Origin of the sequence: Diaminobutyricibacter sp. McL0608 (genome assembly GCF_039613825.1) — a bacterium.
GTDB lineage: Bacteria > Actinomycetota > Actinomycetes > Actinomycetales > Microbacteriaceae > Diaminobutyricibacter.
In genome coordinates this window covers 4,135,695-4,152,020 of the sequence record NZ_CP154826.1, presented here as the reverse complement: position 1 = coordinate 4,152,020, position 16,326 = coordinate 4,135,695, and the positions used below count along the sequence as shown (strand labels likewise).

The 16,326-nt window shown below is 68.4% G+C and carries 17 protein-coding genes; 6 read left to right on the top strand and 11 right to left on the bottom strand.

Features of this window, described 5'->3' with window-relative positions:
• The first annotated feature begins 23 nt into the window (after positions 1-23).
• The 4 genes from AAYO93_RS19935 to AAYO93_RS19920 all read left to right on the top strand — a co-directional run bounded on the left by AAYO93_RS19935 (position 24) and on the right by AAYO93_RS19920 (position 3,668).
• Entirely contained in the window at positions 24-1,106 is a 1,083-nt protein-coding gene (locus tag AAYO93_RS19935) for a sugar ABC transporter substrate-binding protein (RefSeq protein WP_345762939.1), read from the top strand.
• Between the two features lie 184 nt (positions 1,107-1,290).
• Entirely contained in the window at positions 1,291-2,022 is a 732-nt protein-coding gene (locus AAYO93_RS19930) for an ATP-binding cassette domain-containing protein (RefSeq protein WP_345762938.1), read from the top strand.
• Positions 2,019-3,299 (top strand): sugar ABC transporter permease, encoded by a 1,281-nt coding sequence (locus tag AAYO93_RS19925; RefSeq protein ID WP_345762937.1) that lies wholly within the window; start codon positions 2,019-2,021, stop codon positions 3,297-3,299. Before AAYO93_RS19930 ends, AAYO93_RS19925 begins: the two co-directional genes overlap by 4 nt.
• 132 nt (positions 3,300-3,431) lie before the next feature.
• Positions 3,432-3,668, top strand: a complete 237-nt coding sequence (locus AAYO93_RS19920) for a hypothetical protein (protein ID WP_345762936.1) — start codon at positions 3,432-3,434, stop codon at positions 3,666-3,668.
• 30 nt (positions 3,669-3,698) lie between these two features.
• Here AAYO93_RS19920 and hemL read toward each other — a convergent pair whose 3' ends face one another.
• The 11 genes from hemL to hemE form a co-directional block, all read right to left on the bottom strand.
• Entirely contained in the window at positions 3,699-5,084 is a 1,386-nt protein-coding gene (hemL, locus tag AAYO93_RS19915) for a glutamate-1-semialdehyde 2,1-aminomutase (protein ID WP_345762935.1), read from the bottom strand.
• Positions 5,081-6,007: a porphobilinogen synthase gene (gene hemB / locus AAYO93_RS19910; RefSeq protein WP_345764923.1), complete on the bottom strand. Its 927-nt coding sequence runs from the start codon at positions 6,005-6,007 to the stop codon at positions 5,081-5,083. Before hemB ends, hemL begins: the two co-directional genes overlap by 4 nt.
• Positions 6,008-6,396: 389 nt before the next feature.
• A complete protein-coding gene (locus AAYO93_RS19905; RefSeq protein WP_345762934.1) occupies positions 6,397-7,215 on the bottom strand; it encodes a uroporphyrinogen-III synthase in 819 nt (272 codons plus the stop codon).
• Positions 7,212-8,186, bottom strand: coding sequence for a hydroxymethylbilane synthase (gene hemC, locus AAYO93_RS19900; protein WP_345762933.1), 975 nt, complete (start codon positions 8,184-8,186; stop codon positions 7,212-7,214). Before hemC ends, AAYO93_RS19905 begins: the two co-directional genes overlap by 4 nt.
• The gene (locus AAYO93_RS19895; protein ID WP_345762932.1) at positions 8,183-9,358 is read right to left on the bottom strand and encodes a ferrochelatase; all 1,176 of its coding nucleotides are present in this window, start codon (positions 9,356-9,358) and stop codon (positions 8,183-8,185) included. Before AAYO93_RS19895 ends, hemC begins: the two co-directional genes overlap by 4 nt.
• Positions 9,355-10,077 (bottom strand): hydrogen peroxide-dependent heme synthase, encoded by a 723-nt coding sequence (gene hemQ, locus AAYO93_RS19890; RefSeq protein ID WP_345762931.1) that lies wholly within the window; start codon positions 10,075-10,077, stop codon positions 9,355-9,357. The genes AAYO93_RS19895 and hemQ overlap by 4 nt, the downstream gene beginning before the upstream one ends.
• A gap of 57 nt (positions 10,078-10,134) precedes the next feature.
• Positions 10,135-10,374 (bottom strand): hypothetical protein, encoded by a 240-nt coding sequence (locus tag AAYO93_RS19885; RefSeq protein WP_345762930.1) that lies wholly within the window; start codon positions 10,372-10,374, stop codon positions 10,135-10,137.
• Positions 10,364-10,777, bottom strand: coding sequence for a phage holin family protein (locus AAYO93_RS19880; protein WP_345762929.1), 414 nt, complete (start codon positions 10,775-10,777; stop codon positions 10,364-10,366). Before AAYO93_RS19880 ends, AAYO93_RS19885 begins: the two co-directional genes overlap by 11 nt.
• 30 nt (positions 10,778-10,807) lie before the next feature.
• Positions 10,808-11,323 carry a hypothetical protein gene (locus AAYO93_RS19875; protein ID WP_345762928.1) on the bottom strand — a complete coding sequence of 172 codons (516 nt, stop codon included), beginning with the start codon at positions 11,321-11,323 and terminating at the stop codon, positions 10,808-10,810.
• Between the two features lie 15 nt (positions 11,324-11,338).
• Positions 11,339-12,892, bottom strand: coding sequence for a protoporphyrinogen oxidase (gene hemG, locus AAYO93_RS19870; RefSeq protein WP_345762927.1), 1,554 nt, complete (start codon positions 12,890-12,892; stop codon positions 11,339-11,341).
• Positions 12,882-14,033 (bottom strand): uroporphyrinogen decarboxylase, encoded by a 1,152-nt coding sequence (hemE, locus tag AAYO93_RS19865; RefSeq protein ID WP_345762926.1) that lies wholly within the window; start codon positions 14,031-14,033, stop codon positions 12,882-12,884. Before hemE ends, hemG begins: the two co-directional genes overlap by 11 nt.
• A 97-nt stretch (positions 14,034-14,130) precedes the next feature.
• Between hemE and AAYO93_RS19860 the strand changes: the two genes are divergently transcribed.
• Positions 14,131-15,519, top strand: coding sequence for a glutamyl-tRNA reductase (locus tag AAYO93_RS19860; RefSeq protein ID WP_345762925.1), 1,389 nt, complete (start codon positions 14,131-14,133; stop codon positions 15,517-15,519).
• 35 nt (positions 15,520-15,554) lie between these two features.
• Entirely contained in the window at positions 15,555-16,226 is a 672-nt protein-coding gene (locus AAYO93_RS19855; RefSeq protein ID WP_345762924.1) for a GNAT family N-acetyltransferase, read from the top strand.
• The last annotated feature ends 100 nt before the right edge of the window (positions 16,227-16,326 follow it).

The window sequence follows — 16,326 nt, the reverse complement described above, 5'->3', positions numbered from 1 at the left end:
AGAAGAAGAAGAAAGGGAACGACGTGAAGAAATCTTCATGGATCCCCATCACGGTGGCCGCTGCCGCAACAGCACTGCTGTTGAGCGGTTGCACCGGCAACGGAAGCGGATCAGGCTCCACCTCGACCACAGCAAGCCGAGCTTGTGTCATCCTCCCCGACTCGGCGTCCTCGCCCCGTTGGGAGAACGGTGACCGCCCCGCCCTCGACAAGGCGTTCACCGACGCCGGCTTCACCGCCGACATCCAGAACGCCCAGGGCGACCCGAACAAGTACGCGACCATCGCGGACCAGCAGCTCACCAAGGGCTGCGGTGTCATGATCCTCGTCGACTACAACGGCGCAGCCGTCGCAGTGACCCAGAAGGCCCAGAAGCAGGGCATTCCGGTCATCGCGTACGACCGCCCGATCACCACCGGCACCGCAAGCGCTCCGTCGATGCTGGCCGACTACTACGTCTCGTTCGACAACACGAAGGTCGGAGCCCTCGAGGGCCAGGCCATCGTCGATGGCCTCAAGGCCGAGAACAAGGACCCTGCAACGGCGAAGGTCGTCTACATGGGCGGAGACCCGACTGACGGCAACGCCAAGCTGTTCCACGATGGCGCTGTCGCTGTCATGAGCGCCGCAGGGATCAAGCCGGCTGCAGAGCCGACCGGTGTCTGGGACGGCCAGAAGTCGGCGACCAACTTCGAACAGGCTCTCACCAGCCTGGGCGGCAAGGTCGACGCAGTCTGGGTCGCCAACGACACCAACGCTGCCGGCGTCATCACGATTCTGGACAAGAACGGCCTGAAGGTTCCCGTCTCCGGACAGGACGCTTCGACCGCCGGTCTCCAGAACGTGCTGCTCGGAAAGCAGGCCGCGACGGTGTACAAGCCGTTCAAGCTCGAGGCCGACGCGGCTTCCAAGCTCGCCATCCAGCTCCTCAAGGGCAACAAGCCGGCTACGTCGCAGCAGCTGTACGGCAAGCCGTTCATCGCTGTCACGCCGATCAACATCACCCCTGACAAGGTGGAGCAGGTCGTCACCGCGGGCGACGCGAAGGCATCGGACATCTGCACCGCAGAGGTCGCAGCAGCCTGCACGAAGTACGGCGTCAAATAGCAATAAGGAAATGAGAGCCCGCTAGCGGACTGTCGATCCCACTGAAGGCTCCGCGTCAGGTTCAGAATGAACCCGGCGCGGAGCTTTCTTCCTTCGGCAGCGGTGGCAGACTCTTCGTTGAGCAGGCAATTGGGACACAGTCGCCCCGAACAAAGGAACGCAAATGGACTCGCCAATCATCGAAATGACTGACGTCAAGAAAAGCTTTGGCCCGGTGAGCGTCCTCAAAGGCGTGTCGCTGAAGGTCTACCCGGGCAAGATCACCGCACTCGTCGGGGACAATGGCGCCGGCAAGTCGACCCTGATCAAGGGCCTGGCCGGCGTGCAACCCTATGACGAAGGAGTAGTGAAGTTCGAAGGCGAGGTCGTCGCCCTCCACAACCCGCGCGAGGCGTCGCACCTCGGCATCGAGGTCGTCTACCAGGACCTCGCGCTCTGCGACAACCTCGACATCGTGCAGAACATGTTCCTCGGCCGCGAGGAGACCGAACTCGGCACGTTCGACGAGGGCAAGATGGAGCGCGAAGCGGCGGAAACCCTCCGGTCGCTGTCCGTCCGAACAGTGAAATCGGTGCGCCAGAAAGTCGCCTCCCTCTCCGGCGGGCAACGCCAGACCGTCGCGATCGCCCGCTCGGTGCTGAAGTCGGCCAAGGTCGTCATTCTCGACGAGCCGACCGCGGCGCTCGGCGTCGCCCAGACCGAACAGGTGCTCTCCCTGGTGAAGCGGCTCGCGGAACGCGGCGTAGGGGTGCTCATGATCAGCCACAACCTCGTCGACGTCTTCCAGGTCGCCGACTTCATCAGCGTGCTCTACCTCGGCCAGATGGTCGCCGAGGTGGAGACCTCCCAGACGAACAGCGACGATGTCGTCGGCTACATCACTGGAAGCAAGACCTACACAGGAGCGACAGCATGAGCGTCACCGAGAAATCCGAGATCCCCGCACCCGAGACGGTCACCCCGGACCTCATCGGCAGCGGGCAGGACGGAACCGTCCGCGACCAGGCGGTGGCGTATCTCCAGCGCGTGCGCAATGGCGACATGGGGGCGCTGCCGGCGATCGCCGGATTCGTGGTGCTCAGCATCCTGTTCGCCGCCCTCAGCCCCTACTTCCTCACGGAGCGCAACTTCGCGAACCTGCTCACCCAGGCAGCCACCCTCGTCATGCTGGCGATGGCCCTCGTGTTCGTCATCCTCCTCGGCGAGATCGACCTGTCGGCGGGTGTGACCTCCGGCGTCGCGATGTCGCTCTTCGTGGTCCTGTCCGATCCGGGCGGACTGAACATGAACTGGATCCTCGCACTCATCGTGGCGCTGCTCTCCGGTGTCGTGATCGGTCTGTTCATCGGATTCTTCGTCGCGAAAGTCGGGGTTCCATCGTTCGTGGTCACCTTGGGTCTGTTCCTCGGACTCCAGGGTCTCCAGCTGATCATCATCGGCGACGGCGGACTGTACCGCATCCAGCAGCCGGAGATCCTGGCGATCCAGAACAGCAACATGCCGCCGTGGGCCGGCTGGGTCATGCTCGTGGTCATCCTGATCATCACGGCGGCGCAAGCTTTCATCGACCGTCGCCGGCGCGCACGTGCAGGCGTCCCGAGCCGCACGATCGCCCTGCTCTGGATCCGGCTGGGCGTCATCGCCGTCATCGGCGGATTGGTCATCGCGCTGCTCAACCAGAACCGCGGAACCGGCTTCCTTGCGGTGTCCGGCGTGCCGATCGTGGTGCCGATCGTGCTCGCGATCCTCTGGATCGGAACGTTCATCCTCGACCGCACGCGGTTCGGCCGGTACCTGTACGCGGTCGGCGGCAACCCTGAGGCCGCACGCCGTGCCGGTATCAAGGTCGTCGGCATCAAGTGGGCGGCGTTCGTCGTGTGTTCGACGCTCGCCGTCGTCTCCGGCCTGTTCAGTGCGAGCAAGGTCGGGTCGGTGGATGCGGCCTTCGGACGCGACATCGTCCTGAGCGGCGTCGCTGCTGCGGTCGTCGGTGGCGTCAGCCTCTTCGGTGGACGCGGCCGCCTCATCCACGCCGCCATCGGTGCCCTCGTGATCGCGGTCATCACCAACGGCCTCGGTCTGCTGAACCTCCCCGGCGGCGTGAACTTCCTCGTTACCGGTGGCGTGCTGATCCTCGCCGCCACGGTGGACGCGCTGTCGCGCCGACGCGCGGGCGGAGCGATCATACGATAGCGAGCGGACTCGCGCTGCTCGCGCACACCTGAGGCCGGGCGTACACGGACTGTTCCTGTACGCCCGGCCTTTCTGCGTGGGTGCGGGCCTCACCGGCAGGCACGACAGAATGGGATGGACGAAAGGACACCTGTGGCACGGCACATCACGTTCTCGGCGCGGCTGCTCCGGCGCGACGCCACGCCTCAGACCGTGGTCGTGCGCGGAACGAGCGACACTCCCCCGCGCACACTCCGCCGGGCTGCCGGCGGGGGCGGACAACTCGCCTTCGACGTGTACGCCCTGGTGGATGCTGACGGCTGGCCGCACGAGGCCACGTACACGTTCGTCGAGACTGTCGAGCGCGCATCCGCCGACCCCGACCTGTAGTTCTCCGCGACCGCTTAGTCGTTTTCGCCGCTACTCGGGGCGTGCGGCGGCGGCTGCTGCGGCGGCTGCGGGCAACGCGGAGAGGATGCGCGCGATGGCGGCATCGTCGTGCGCGGCCGTGACGAACCAGGCCTCGAACACGCTCGGGGGCAGTGAGACCCCCGCGTCGAGCATCGCGTGGAAGAAGGGGCGGTACCGCCACGCCTCCTGCTGCTGGACCTCGGCGTAGGTCCGGGGTGCTGTCTCGAACGAGCCGAACACGAAGCTGAACAGGTTTCCCGCCCGCTGCACGCGATGGGCCACGCCGGCGCTGGTCAGAGCATCCGATACCGCATTCGAGATGATCGCGGCCGTCGCGTCGAGCCGTGCATACACGGTGTCGTCGGCGGCAGCGAGCGTTGCGAGGCCTGCCGCGACTGCGACCGGATTGCCCGACAGTGTTCCCGCCTGGTAGACCGGGCCGTTGGGCGCGAGGTAGTCCATGATCTCGGCGCGTCCACCGAGTGCTGCCAGCGGCATCCCGCCACCGATGACCTTGCCGAAGGTGAGGAGGTCGGGCGTGTACGAGCGGTCGAGTCCCCAGAAGCCTGCCGGCCCCACGCGGAAGCCTGTGAGCACCTCATCGAGGATGACCAGTGCGCCGAACTCATGGGCGAGGTCGACGAGGGCGGCGTTGAAGCCCGGATCGGGTGGAACGACGCCCATGTTCGCTGCGGCCGCCTCGGTGATCACCGCGGCGATGTCGGGTCCGTGCTGTTCGAAAGCTGCCCGTACCGCGGGCAGATCGTTGTACGGGAGCACGAGGGTCTGCGCTGCCGTCGCCTCAGTGACGCCGGCCGAACCGGGCATGGCGAGCGTTGCGAGGCCCGAACCTGCTTCTGCGAGCAGCCCGTCGGAGTGCCCGTGGTAATGCCCGGCGAACTTGATCAGCAGTGGGCGCCCGGTGAATCCGCGGGCGAGACGGATCGCCGTCATCGTCGCCTCGGTGCCGGTCGACACGAGCCGCAGCTTGTCCACGATCGGGACGCGCAACCGCACAGCCTCGGCGAGCGCGGTCTCGGCCGGCGTGGATGCGCCGAACGACAGCCCGCGCGCTGCGGCCTCCTGAACAGCCGAGACGACCGATGGATGGGCGTGCCCGAGAATCGCAGGACCCCACGACGCGACGAGGTCCACATATTCGCGGCCGTCCACATCGGTGATGTACGGGCCACTCGCCGACACCATGAACCGCGGCGTGCCACCGACGGAACGGAAGGCACGCACCGGAGAGTTCACGCCCCCGGGGATGACCTTCCGCGCCCGCTCGAACTCGACGAGGTTCACGTCGCCGAGCGCCGCCCCGTCGGCCAGTGCTTCACCGTCGGCCGCCGTGCCCGCGCCGCCCGCCGCCGCATCCGGAATGCCCGCGCTCATCGCAGCCACCGTGACGCCTCCGTCGCCCAGTAGGTGAGCACCGCATCCGCTCCCGCTCGCCGGATGCCGGTGATCGACTCCTCGATCGCGCGTCGCCGGTCGATCCAGCCGTTCGCGGCGGCCGCCTCGATCATCGAATACTCGCCGGAGACCTGATAGGCCCAGACCGGCACATCGCTGAAGGCCGCGACATCGGAGAGCACGTCGAGATAGCTCATCGCAGGCTTCACCATCAGGATGTCGGCGCCCTCTTCGAGGTCGAGTCGGGCTTCGCGCAGACCCTCACGGCGGTTCGCCGGGTCTTGCTGGTAGCTGCGTCGGTCGCCCTTCAGCTGGGAGTCCACGGCCTCGCGGAACGGACCGTAGAAGCTCGAAGCGTATTTCGCCGCGTAAGCGAGGATGGCGGTGTCGATGTGGCCGGCTTGGTCGAGCGCATCCCGTACGGCGGCCACCTGGCCGTCCATCATTCCGCTGAGACCGAGCACGACAGAGCCGGCTTCAGCCTGCACGACCGCCATGTCGCGATACCGCTCGAGTGTCGCGTCGTTGTCGACGGCGCCCCGAGAGTCGAGGACGCCACAATGCCCGTGATCGGTGAACTCGTCGAGGCAGAGATCGGTCTGGACGACCAGTGCGTCGCCGACTTCGGCGACCACGGCACGGGTTGCGACGTTCAGGATGCCGTCGGGATCAGTCGCCGCCGACCCGATCGCGTCACGCGTCACCGGTACGCCGAACAGCATCACGCCGCCGACGCCGGCCCCTGCTGCCTCGGCCGCCGCGCGCCGGAGCGAGTCGAGGCTGTGCTGCATCACACCGGGCATCGACTGCAGCGGCAGCGGCTCCGGAGTGCCTTCGCGCACGAAGAGCGGGAGGATCAGCTCAGAGGGGTGGATGCGGGTCTCAGCAGTCAGGCGGCGCATGGCCGGGGACTGCCGCAGGCGGCGCGGACGGACGACAGGATGCGTGAATTCGCTCACCGGTCAAGCCTACGCGGGCGGCGGCACCGCATCCTGCGCGCGCTCCCAGCCTGTACCCGCGCGCTCACTTGGCCCACAATGCTCTCCCGGCGCCCTCAAACCAGCAGTCCGGGCCAACTGACCTGCGCTGCAAGCCGCGCCGAGCCCCGAGGAACGACGACTTGGCAGTAGATGTCGTCCCGGCTCAGGCACGCACGACATCTACTGTCATGTCGGCGACGGAGCCGGCGGGATGAGGCGACGGCGGGATGCGCGGGAACGTCGGCGACGGCGGGATGCGCGGGAGGCGACATGTTCGGGGTAAGGAGGCGCGCGTCAAGCGCGCACCGGCGTCAAGCGCGGGCGCGCGCGACGCCGGCGACGGCGTCGATCAGGGATGCGGCGGTCCGCTCCTCGGCGATCAGGTCGACGCGGAGGCCGAAGTCGCGGGCATCCCGCGCCGTCTGGGGTCCGATCGCGGCGACGAGCGTCTGCTCCGGGATGGGCCCGAGCTGCAGCTGAACCTGTTCCGCCACCGAACCGCTCGTGACGAGGATGGCCTGCACCGCTCCGGCGGCCACATCTGCGACCACGTTCTCAGGCACCGGCACGCCGATCGTCCGATAGGCGACGACCGACTGCACGGAGTGGCCGATCCGGCGCAGCCCTTCGGTGAGGAGGGGCTTCGCGATCTCCGATCGCAGGGTCAGGATGCGCAGCGGCACCACCCCTTGTGTCGCGGCCTCCCATTCGGCGAGGAGCCCGCGGGCGGAGTTGTCCTCCGACGGCACGAGGTCGACGCGATACCCTGCGGCGGTCAGTGCGGCAGCCGTGGTCTCACCGACGGCTGCGACTTTGGTGGTCAGCGGCACGACGGCTCTCTGCGCGCTCAGCACATCCACTGTGGTCGCGCTGGTGACCGTCATCCAGTCGAACTCGCCGGCCGCGAGCGCGGTGAGCGCCGCATCCAGGGTGGGGGCGTCGGCGGTCGGTGCGAAGTTGATCATCGCCGCGACGATGGGCGACGCACCCTTGGAGCGCAGGTCGGCCGCGACAGCGTCACCCCAGGGTCCGCCGCGCGGGACGAGTACACGCCAGCCGGCGAGCGGCTTGGCGGAAGCGGACGCGGAACCGGATGCGGATCCGGATCGGGATCCGGACGATGCGTTCATCGCGCACCCCCGACGGGCGCGAGGTCCGCGGCACCGAGGTCGAGGAGCTCGGCGACGACCCGCGCGGCGACGTCCTGCGCCGCGACATCGAGGTCGCGTGCGTTCATACCGTCGGGCGTCGCCGCGTGCGAGCTGCTGAGCTGTTCCGTCCCGTCGGGCCGGTAGACGGTCGCCGTGAGGAAGAACAGGCCGTCGTCCACCTGGGCGTGCGCACCGATCGGGGCCGCGCATCCGGCTTCGAGACCGGCGAGCACGGCACGTTCGGCGGTGACGCTTGCGTGTGTGGTCACGTGGTTGACGACTGCGAGAGCTTTGGCGAGGGCTCCCGAGCCACGTTCGTCCCCGCTGCGCACCTCGATGGCGAGAGCTCCCTGGCCGGGCGCGGTAGGCGCATCCGACAGCGAGAAGTATTCGGTGATCGCGTCACCGCGGCCGAGGCGTTCGAGTCCCGCCGCCGCCAGCACGACCGCGTCGAGGTCGCCGTCGACGACCCGACCGAGGCGTGTGTCGACGTTCCCTCGCAGGTCGACGACCTGCAGGTCAGGCCGGCGCGAGAGCAGCTGGGCCACTCGCCGGGGCGAGCCGGTGCCGACCCGTGCGCCCACGGGGAGCGTCTCCAGGGTCAGCCCGTCGCGCGCGCACAGCGCGTCGCGTGCGTCCGCCCGCCTGGGCGTCGCCCCGATGACCAGACCCGGATGCGCTCCCGTCGGCAGGTCTTTCAGCGAGTGCACGATCAGGTCGCATTCGGATGCGAGCAGGGCGTCCCGTAGGGCGCTCGCGAACACGCCCGTGCCCCCGAGTGACGCCAGCGACTCGCGGGATGTGTCGCCGTGGGTGGTCACCGTGACGAGTTCGACATCCTGTCCGGTCGCCTTCGCGATCGCGTTCGCGACGACGGTCGTCTGGGCGACGGCCAGCGCACTCCCCCGCGTTCCGACGCGGAGGATGCGGGGAGCGGATGCGGCACTCACGGCGCAACCCCCGCAGCGGCCGGCTTGAAACCGAGTCTCGCGTTCTCGCAGCAGCCGGGGCGGCAGACGTCGTACCACGGGCCGAGCGAGGTCATCGCCGGCCGGTCCTCGACAGGGACGCCGTCACGGCGCTCGAGAACGAGGTCGACGAGTCCGGCGACGTAGGCGTGATGGGTTCCGGGGGTGGGCACGCGCACGGCGACCAGCCCGTTGCGCTCGGAGGTCTCCATGGCCTCGTTGTCGAGATCCCAGAGCACCTCCATGTGGTCGCTCACGAATCCGATCGGAACGATGATCACCGCGCGGATGCCTGCGGCCGGCAGTTCGTCGATGGCGTCGTTGATGTCCGGCGCCAGCCACGGCATGCTCGGGGGGCCGCTGCGCGACTGGTAGACGAGACGCCACGGGACCTGACCGGCGCCGGCCTCGTGCGCGACCACCTCGGCGACCGCCAGGTGCTGCGCAGCGTAGGCACCGCCTTCGCCGAAGTCGCGGTCGGACGGACCCGACTTCGCGGCGTCGACAGAGGGGATGCTGTGGGTCGTGAAGAGGAGTTCGACCTCGGTCGCCGGATCGACACCGGGCAGGCGTTCCTGCACTTCGTCGAGAGCACGGCGCACGCCTTCGATGAACGGCGTGACGAAACCGGGGTGGTCGAAGAACTGGCGCACCTTGTCGATCTGAACGGTGCCTTCGAGGCCCGTCTCCTCCAGCGCGAGCGCGAAGTCCTCACGGTACTGGCGGCAACTCGAATACGAGGAGTACGCGCTCGTGGCTATCGCGATCACCTTGGTGTAGCCACGCTCGTTCGCCTCGGTGAGCGCGTCGCGCAGGTACGGGTCCCAGTTGCGGTTGCCCCAGAGCACGGGAAGGTCGATGCCGCGGGATGCGAGCTCGGCTTCGAGGGCCGCCTTGAGCTCACGATTCTGGTCGTTGATCGGGCTCACCCCGCCGAAATGGCGGTAGTGGTGGGCAACCTCTTCGAGTCGTTCCTCGGGGATGCCGCGACCCCGGGTGACGTTGCGCAGGAACGGGATCACGTCGTCCTGGCCCTCGGGCCCGCCGAAACCGGCGAGGAGGATCGCGTCGTACGCGACCGGTTCGGTGACGTGCGCAGGTCCGGCGGCCGCCGCATCCGTCGCACCGAGAACGCGCGTCAGCGCTTCCGTCACTGCAGGACCTCCACGAGTTCGGCCGCGGTGATCCGTCGCCCGGTGAAGAAGGGCACCTCTTCGCGCACATGGCGACGGGCGTCGGTCTGGCGCAGGTCGCGCATGAGGTCGACGAGGTCGACGAGCTGGTCGGACTCGAGCGGAAGGATCCACTCGTAGTCGCCGAGCGCGAACGATGCGACGGTGTTGGCGATGACAGTGCGGAACGCGGCGCCCTTGCGGCCGTGCTCCGAGAGCATCCGGCTGCGTTCCTCCTCGGGGAGCAGATACCAGTCGTAGCTGCGCACGAACGGGTAGACGGTCAGCCATTCCTTCGGCTCGACGCCACGGAGGAAGCCGGGGACGTGGGCTCTGTTGAACTCGGCGTCACGGTGCACGCCCATCGCGTTCCAGGTAGGGAGGAGTGCCTTCAGGAGCCGGGTGCGCCGCAGTTGGCGGAGGGCCCACTGCAGCCCCTGCGCGTCGGGTCCGTGGAGCCAGATCATGACGTCGGCGTCGGCACGGAGGCCGGAGACGTCGTACAGCCCGCGTGTGATGACGCCCTCGAGTTCGATGTCGGCGATGACGCCGTCGAGCTCCTGCACGGCACGCGGGACATCGGTGCCGTCGAGGTCGTCGGGCCGGACGGGGTCGCGACGCAGCACTGCCCAGAGGGTGAATCCGCTCGGGCTGTCGACAGAGGTGTTGTCTCCTGCCTCGGAGGCAGCCAGTTCAGTCATACCCCACAGTCTCTCTCGCAATCCTGTAAGCGCCAAAAGCGAGGTAGACGCCTCGCTCTACTTTCGGAGGGCCCTGACGATGAGCCAGACGGCACCTCCGACGAGGGCGGCCGCACCGGCGACCGCGGCGCCGAACGCGACCGGGTTCTCCGTGCGCAGCCCGTTCAGCCGACGGCCCGCCCGTTCGGTGGCGAGCCTCGCCTGCATGGGAACGTTGAGCTTGTCCTCGATGGCGCCGATCGTCGCTGTGAGGTCGGCCCGAGCTTTCTCGACGTCGCTGAGGGGCTCAGTTGTCATAGCGGCCCATCCCCTTGATCGCTTCGACATCCTCCTGGATGCTCGCGACCGTCTTTTCGGGAACCGCCCCGCCCATCCGCTTGAAGGTCTGGACGCCGATGAGGGCGAGCACGACGGCGATGAGCACGAGGGCGCCGAAGACGATCAGGGCCGCCGCCCAGGCGGGAAGGACGAGAGCCAACCCCAGGATCGCCGCCGCGATCAGGCAGCCGAGGGCGAAGAAGATCAGTCCGGCAGCGAAAGCGAAGAGCCCTATGCCGACACCGGCATACTTCGCCTTCTCGGTGAGCTCCGCCTTGAGTTTCGCGAGCTCCGCCTTGGCCAGGGCGACCAGCAACCGCGGCAGGTCGCCGATCAGCTGGAACAGCGAACGCGAGACCTTCGCGCTTTCGTCGTCAGTCATTGCTCGTCACCGTCTTTCCGGAAAGCACGCTCACGCTCCGGCGTCGTCGGCCTCGTCGATCTCGGGTGAGGATGCGCCCGACTTGCGTTTGGCGCTCGTTGCGGACGATGCGGCGGATTTGCCCGACGCCGCCTTCGAAGAGGACTTGGTCGCAGATTTCGGCGCTGTCGTCGGCGCAGTCGCCGTCTCCTCGTCCGGCGGAGCTGCGATCGTCACACTGGACGTGTTCGTCGCTGCAGGCGCCCGCGAAGGCGGGGGTGCGGCCGGTGTCGGGCGGCTGTAGCCCGAGCCCCGCTGCTGGGCGGTCTGGGCCCGGTTCACGACCGTGGCCACGACCTTCTTCGTGCCCTCGAACAGTACGCCCGGGATCTCACCGAATTTCGCCGCAGCATAGTCCTCGACCGCGTTCACCTGCTTCTGGATGCCGGGCGACTCCCACACTTTGGCCGCCGCCGATTTGATCTGCTCGTACCGCTTGCGACCGGCACGTGCACCGAGCACATAGCCCACGGCTGCACCGGCAACGAAGAGAAGCTTTCCCCGCATTGAACGCCCCGTTCGTCAGAGATTCTCGGTCAGTTCTTTCCAGCGTAGACCCCGAACCCGGTGGGCCGCCTCCTTTGCATCCGGAATGACGGATGCAAGGCCGGTGCCCGCCAGCCATGAGCCGGTCACTTCGAGACCCGCGACGGATTCCACCGCCGAGCGAACCGTGTCGATCCGCTCCCGCTCACCCAGTGCCGCGTGAGGAAGCGCGTTCGTCCAGCCCACCCGGGCGAACCCGGTCACGTCGGATTCCGAAAGAGGAATATTCAGGAGGGCGGATGCGTCCTGGACCGCCAGCGAGCGCACCTCCGCGTCGCTGAGGCCGATCGTCTCGCTCGGACGCCCTGCCTTCCCATACGACAGGCGCACCACATGACGCCCACCCGTCTCGTCGGCGAGCCACGACCACTTGGCGGTCGAATGCGTCAGCGCCTTCGCCGTGACGCCCGACCCCGGAAGGTCGGCGACCAGCACACCCGTTCCGCGCGGCGCGACGTCGAGGGCCGGTTTGTCGAGAACGAGAGTGACGAGTTCGACGCTCGACGCATCCGGCCACTCCAGCGAAGCGAGCTCCGCGAGCTCGTCCGAGGCGACGGAGAGGAGGGCAATGGATGCTGCGGCCGGCGCTGCGAGTACAACGACATCTGCGGGGAGCGTGCTGCCGTCGGCGAGGCCCACCGTCCAGCGCGGGTCGGGGGCGTCCGTCCCCGGGCTGACGTCTGTCTCCTGGGCGGCATCCGCCTCGAATCGCTCGACCGACCTCACTGAGACCCCTGCGAGTACGCGTCCGCCACGTTCGGCGACCGAGTCTTCGAGCGCCTGGACGAGCATCCACATGCCCCCGCGCAGACCGTTCGCCGCGCTCCCCGCCTTGACATTGGCGCGAAGCTCGCTGACGGCGCCCGAAAGCGAACCCTGACGGGTGAGGGCGGCATTGAGCCCCGGTGCGACGACGGCGATGTCGAGATCGTCGGGCTGGGCTGCGTAGATTCCCGTCGTGACGGGAGCGACGAGTCGGTCGAGCACGCGGGATCCCATCCGCTTGCGCACAAGCGCCCCGAGGCTGCGCTCCTGCCCGATGGTCAGCACCGGGCGAAGGCGATCGAGGTAGGCGCGCAAGGCGCCGGTCCACCCGATCGCGCGCACCACGTCGGATGCGAGCGGGGAACTCGGAATACCGAGCAGCCCGGCCTTGGGCAGCGGAACAGTTCCCGACGGCAGGCGCACCCACGCACCCTCCGGGTTGGGCTGGACGATCCGGTCGCCGAGCCCGAGTTCAGCGATGAGTTCGGCGACATGGCCGCCACGCGTTGCGAAGCTCTCGGCGCCCTCGTCGACCGTGATCCCGTCGACGACGGTCCGAGCGACGGTCCCGCCGAGGCGGTCGGATGCTTCCACCACCGTCACCTCGAAGCCCGGTCGCGCGCACTCGCGCGCGACGACGAGACCGGCGACGCCGCCGCCGACGATCACGACCCGCGTCGCAGCCGCGTCGATCGCATGCCTCAGGTCGTCGCGCCGAGCCTCGCCGTCCGGCGCCGCCGCATCCGGCGAGCCCTCAGAGGCCATGGACGAACTCCACCAGCCGGGTCAGTACGGCGGGATCGGTCTCGGGCGGCACACCGTGCCCGAGATTCAGCACGTGCGAGGGAGCGCTCGCTCCCCGCGCGAGCACGTCGCGGACATGCGCCTCCAGCACCGGCCACGGCGCATCCAGCATGGCCGGATCGACGTTGCCCTGCACCGGGACGACATGGCCGAGCCGACGACTCGCCTCGTCAAGGGGAACCCGGTAGTCGACGCCCACGACATCGGCACCGATCTCGTGCATCGCTTTGAGCAGTTCGCCGGTCCCGACGCCGAAATGGACGATCGGCACGTTGCGCGCAGTAGGCACGAGGGCTTCGCCCTCCTCGACGACGTCAGGCGACGGTGACTCGAAGGTGAGGTCGCGCACGTGCGACAAGGCGCGGGCGGATGCGGGAGCCACATGGGTCACATAGTCATCGAGCGACAGCGCACCGGCCCACGAGTCGAACAGCTGAGCCGCGCTCGCGCCCGCCAGCACCTGGGTGCGCAGGAAGGCTCCGGTGACGTCGGCGGTCCACGCCATCAGGCGCGCCCATGCTTCCGGATCGGCGTGCATCATCGTGCGGGCCCGGATGTGGTCCTTCGAAGGGCCGCCCTCGACGAGGTACGCGGCCAGGGTGAACGGAGCGCCGGCGAAACCGATCACAGGGGTGTCGCCTGTGCCGAGTGTCGCGAGCTCCGCCGTGGTGCGCCGCACAGCCTCGATGATCGGTGCGAAGACGGTGGTGTCCAGGGAGGCCGGGTCGACCGCGGTCAGCCGGTCGACATCCGCCGCGGTCCGGACCGGGGCACTCAGAACGGGGCCCTTGCCGGGGACGATGTCGACATCCACCCCCGCCAGACGCAGCGGGATCACGATGTCGCTGAAGAAGATGGCGGCGTCGACGCCGTGACGGCGCACCGGCTGCAAGGTGATCTCGCTCGCGAGCTCCGGATCGAGGCAGGCGTCGAGCATCCGGGTGCCCACGCGCAGGTCCCGGTATTCGGGGAGCGAGCGGCCCGCCTGCCGCATGAACCACACCGGCGTGACCGGTTGCCGGAACCCCTGGTACGCGCCGACCAGCCGCGACGAAGCGGTCGTTCCGGAGCTGAGCGGATGGGTCGGGGCAAGCGTATTCACCCGACGATTCTGTCAAACCAATCTGAACACGCTGTACGGGTGACGTTTCGAGGCCTCTCGATTCGAGGAAGCCGGCGGGCAAGCGTAGGCTTCCCTCGTGCTACTCTGCTTCACCTCGAGCCACCGCACCGCCGGTTTCGACCTCCTCGACCGGCTGGAGCGGCATGCGGCAGCAGTCACCGCAGCTCTCGCAGAGAACACCGAACTCTTCAACGGATCCGTCGTGCTCGCGACCTGCAACCGTTTCGAGGCCTACCTCGACGTGGACACCGATGCTGCAGGCGCCGCCGGTGCCGCGGTGTCGGCCGAGACCGTGATCAGCGCCGTCAGCGCCGCATCCGGTGTGGATGCTGACGAGCTGCGCGCATCCAGTGCCGTCATCAGCGACCAGGGTGTCGCCGAGCACCTCTTCTCCGTCTCCAGCGGGCTCGAATCCGTTGTCGTCGGCGAAGGCGAGATCGCCGGCCAGGTGCGGCGAGCGCTCGACGCGGCACGCGCATCCGGAACCGTCAGCAGCGAACTCGAACGGCTCTTCCAGGTCGCATCGCGCACCTCGCGCGGCGTCAAGAACCGCACGGGCATCACGAGCGCAGGACGGTCGATCGTGCGCCTCGCACTCGACCTCGCAGAGAGCCGCATCACCGACTGGGCTGCGACTCGAGTGCTCCTCGTCGGAACCGGCGCATACGCCGGCGCGAGCCTCGCAGCCCTCCGCGAGCGCGGCGTGACCGACGTGCACGTGTACTCGCCGTCGGGCCGGGCGCAGAAATTCGCCGTCGCCCACGCCGCCGGTGCGGTGCCCGCGGGCGGTCTCGTGGACGCGATCGCGGCATCCGACCTCGTCGTCACCTGCAGCGTCGCGCCCGACATCATCCTCGGGGTGCCCGAACTGCAAGCGGTCATCGCGGCGCCCGGCGCCTTGCCCCGCCGCCTCGTCATCGACCTCGGGCTTCCCCGCAACGTCGACCCGGCCGTCGCCCACATCGACGGCGTCGAGCTGCTCGACCTCGAGACCATCAGCAAGCACGCACCGCTCGAAGAACTGAACGCCACCGACGAGGCGCGCGCGATCGTCGGCGATGCGGCCGCCGAGTTCGCTGCGCAGGCCGCCGAGCACGCGGTCACACCGGCGCTCGTGGCTCTCCGCGCACATGTCTTCGACGTACTGGATGCAGAGATCGCCCGGGCGCGCAGCCGCGGCGACTCGAGCGAACAGACCGAGGCCGCGCTCCGCCACCTCGCCGGGGTGCTGCTGCACACTCCGTCGGTGCGGGCGCGCGAACTCGCACGGCATGGTGACGCGTCTGCTTTCACTGCGGCAGCCAACACGCTGTTCGGCCTCGACGTCGAGGTGCCCGGTGTGCCTGGGCTGGCTGGGTCGTCTGGGCTGGCTGGTGTGCCTGGCCTGCCGGGTCTGCCGCCCCGCGATCTGCGAACAGGTGATTCGACCCCGATTTCCGACCAGGGCGAGTCAGCCGTATCCTGACCGAACCCCTTCCCGAACCGGAACCTGGAGGACAAGTGAGCAACGGAGCACACTCGACCGATACCGAAACCGACCTCGCTGAGGCGATCGAAGCGGGAAACGCCGAGGAGGCGCACGGTCTCACCGGCCTGCCCTACAACGCCGTCGACATCCGAACCGAGCGCCTGCTGCTGCGCCCGCTCACCAAGAACGACCTCGACGATGTGCACGCGTATCAGAAGCGCAAAGACGTCGTGCGGTACCTGATGTGGGAAGTGCACGACCACGAAGAGTCGGCCAAGCACCTCGAGAAGCGCATCGCGATGACAGACCTCGCCGACGACGGCGACGGGCTGATCTACGCGGTCGAGCTGCCCGACCCCGAAGGCGGGCACGGGCGCGTCATCGGAGACATGAGTATCTTCCTGAAGAGCGCGGCGCACGCCCAGCTCGAAGTCGGGTGGGTGTTCCACCCGGCGGTCCACGGGCGCGGGTACGCCACTGAGGCGGCGGAGGCCGTGCTGGCGGTGTGCTTCGGGACGATGGGCGCCCACCGTGTCTTCGCGCAGCTCGATCCGCGCAACGAAGCGTCGGCGCGTCTGTGCGAGCGGCTCGGGATGCGCAAGGAAGCGCACCTCCGCCAGAACGAGATCTTCAAGGGCGAGTGGGGCGACACGGTGATCTTCGGGATGCTCGACACCGAGTACGCGGAGTCCCACCCCGCCTGACCCGCGCACGCCGGCTCGCCGGCCGAGCGTCTTTCACGCGCGCGTCGCGTCACAACGTGGCCACTGCGGTGAGCATCCGTCATGTGGCACTCGTTGTTGC

Coding starts and splice junctions, on each gene's coding strand:
- AAYO93_RS19905 (WP_345762934.1), bottom strand. CDS start 7,215: ATGAACGCATCGTCCGGATCCCGATCCGGATCCGCATCCGGTTCCGCG.
- AAYO93_RS19925 (WP_345762937.1), top strand. CDS start 2,019: ATGAGCGTCACCGAGAAATCCGAGATCCCCGCACCCGAGACGGTCACC.
- hemL (WP_345762935.1), bottom strand. CDS start 5,084: ATGAGCGCGGGCATTCCGGATGCGGCGGCGGGCGGCGCGGGCACGGCG.
- AAYO93_RS19930 (WP_345762938.1), top strand. CDS start 1,291: ATGACTGACGTCAAGAAAAGCTTTGGCCCGGTGAGCGTCCTCAAAGGC.
- AAYO93_RS19885 (WP_345762930.1), bottom strand. CDS start 10,374: ATGACAACTGAGCCCCTCAGCGACGTCGAGAAAGCTCGGGCCGACCTC.
- hemB (WP_345764923.1), bottom strand. CDS start 6,007: ATGCGCCGCCTGACTGCTGAGACCCGCATCCACCCCTCTGAGCTGATC.
- AAYO93_RS19880 (WP_345762929.1), bottom strand. CDS start 10,777: ATGACTGACGACGAAAGCGCGAAGGTCTCGCGTTCGCTGTTCCAGCTG.
- AAYO93_RS19875 (WP_345762928.1), bottom strand. CDS start 11,323: ATGCGGGGAAAGCTTCTCTTCGTTGCCGGTGCAGCCGTGGGCTATGTG.
- hemG (WP_345762927.1), bottom strand. CDS start 12,892: ATGGCCTCTGAGGGCTCGCCGGATGCGGCGGCGCCGGACGGCGAGGCT.
- hemQ (WP_345762931.1), bottom strand. CDS start 10,077: ATGACTGAACTGGCTGCCTCCGAGGCAGGAGACAACACCTCTGTCGAC.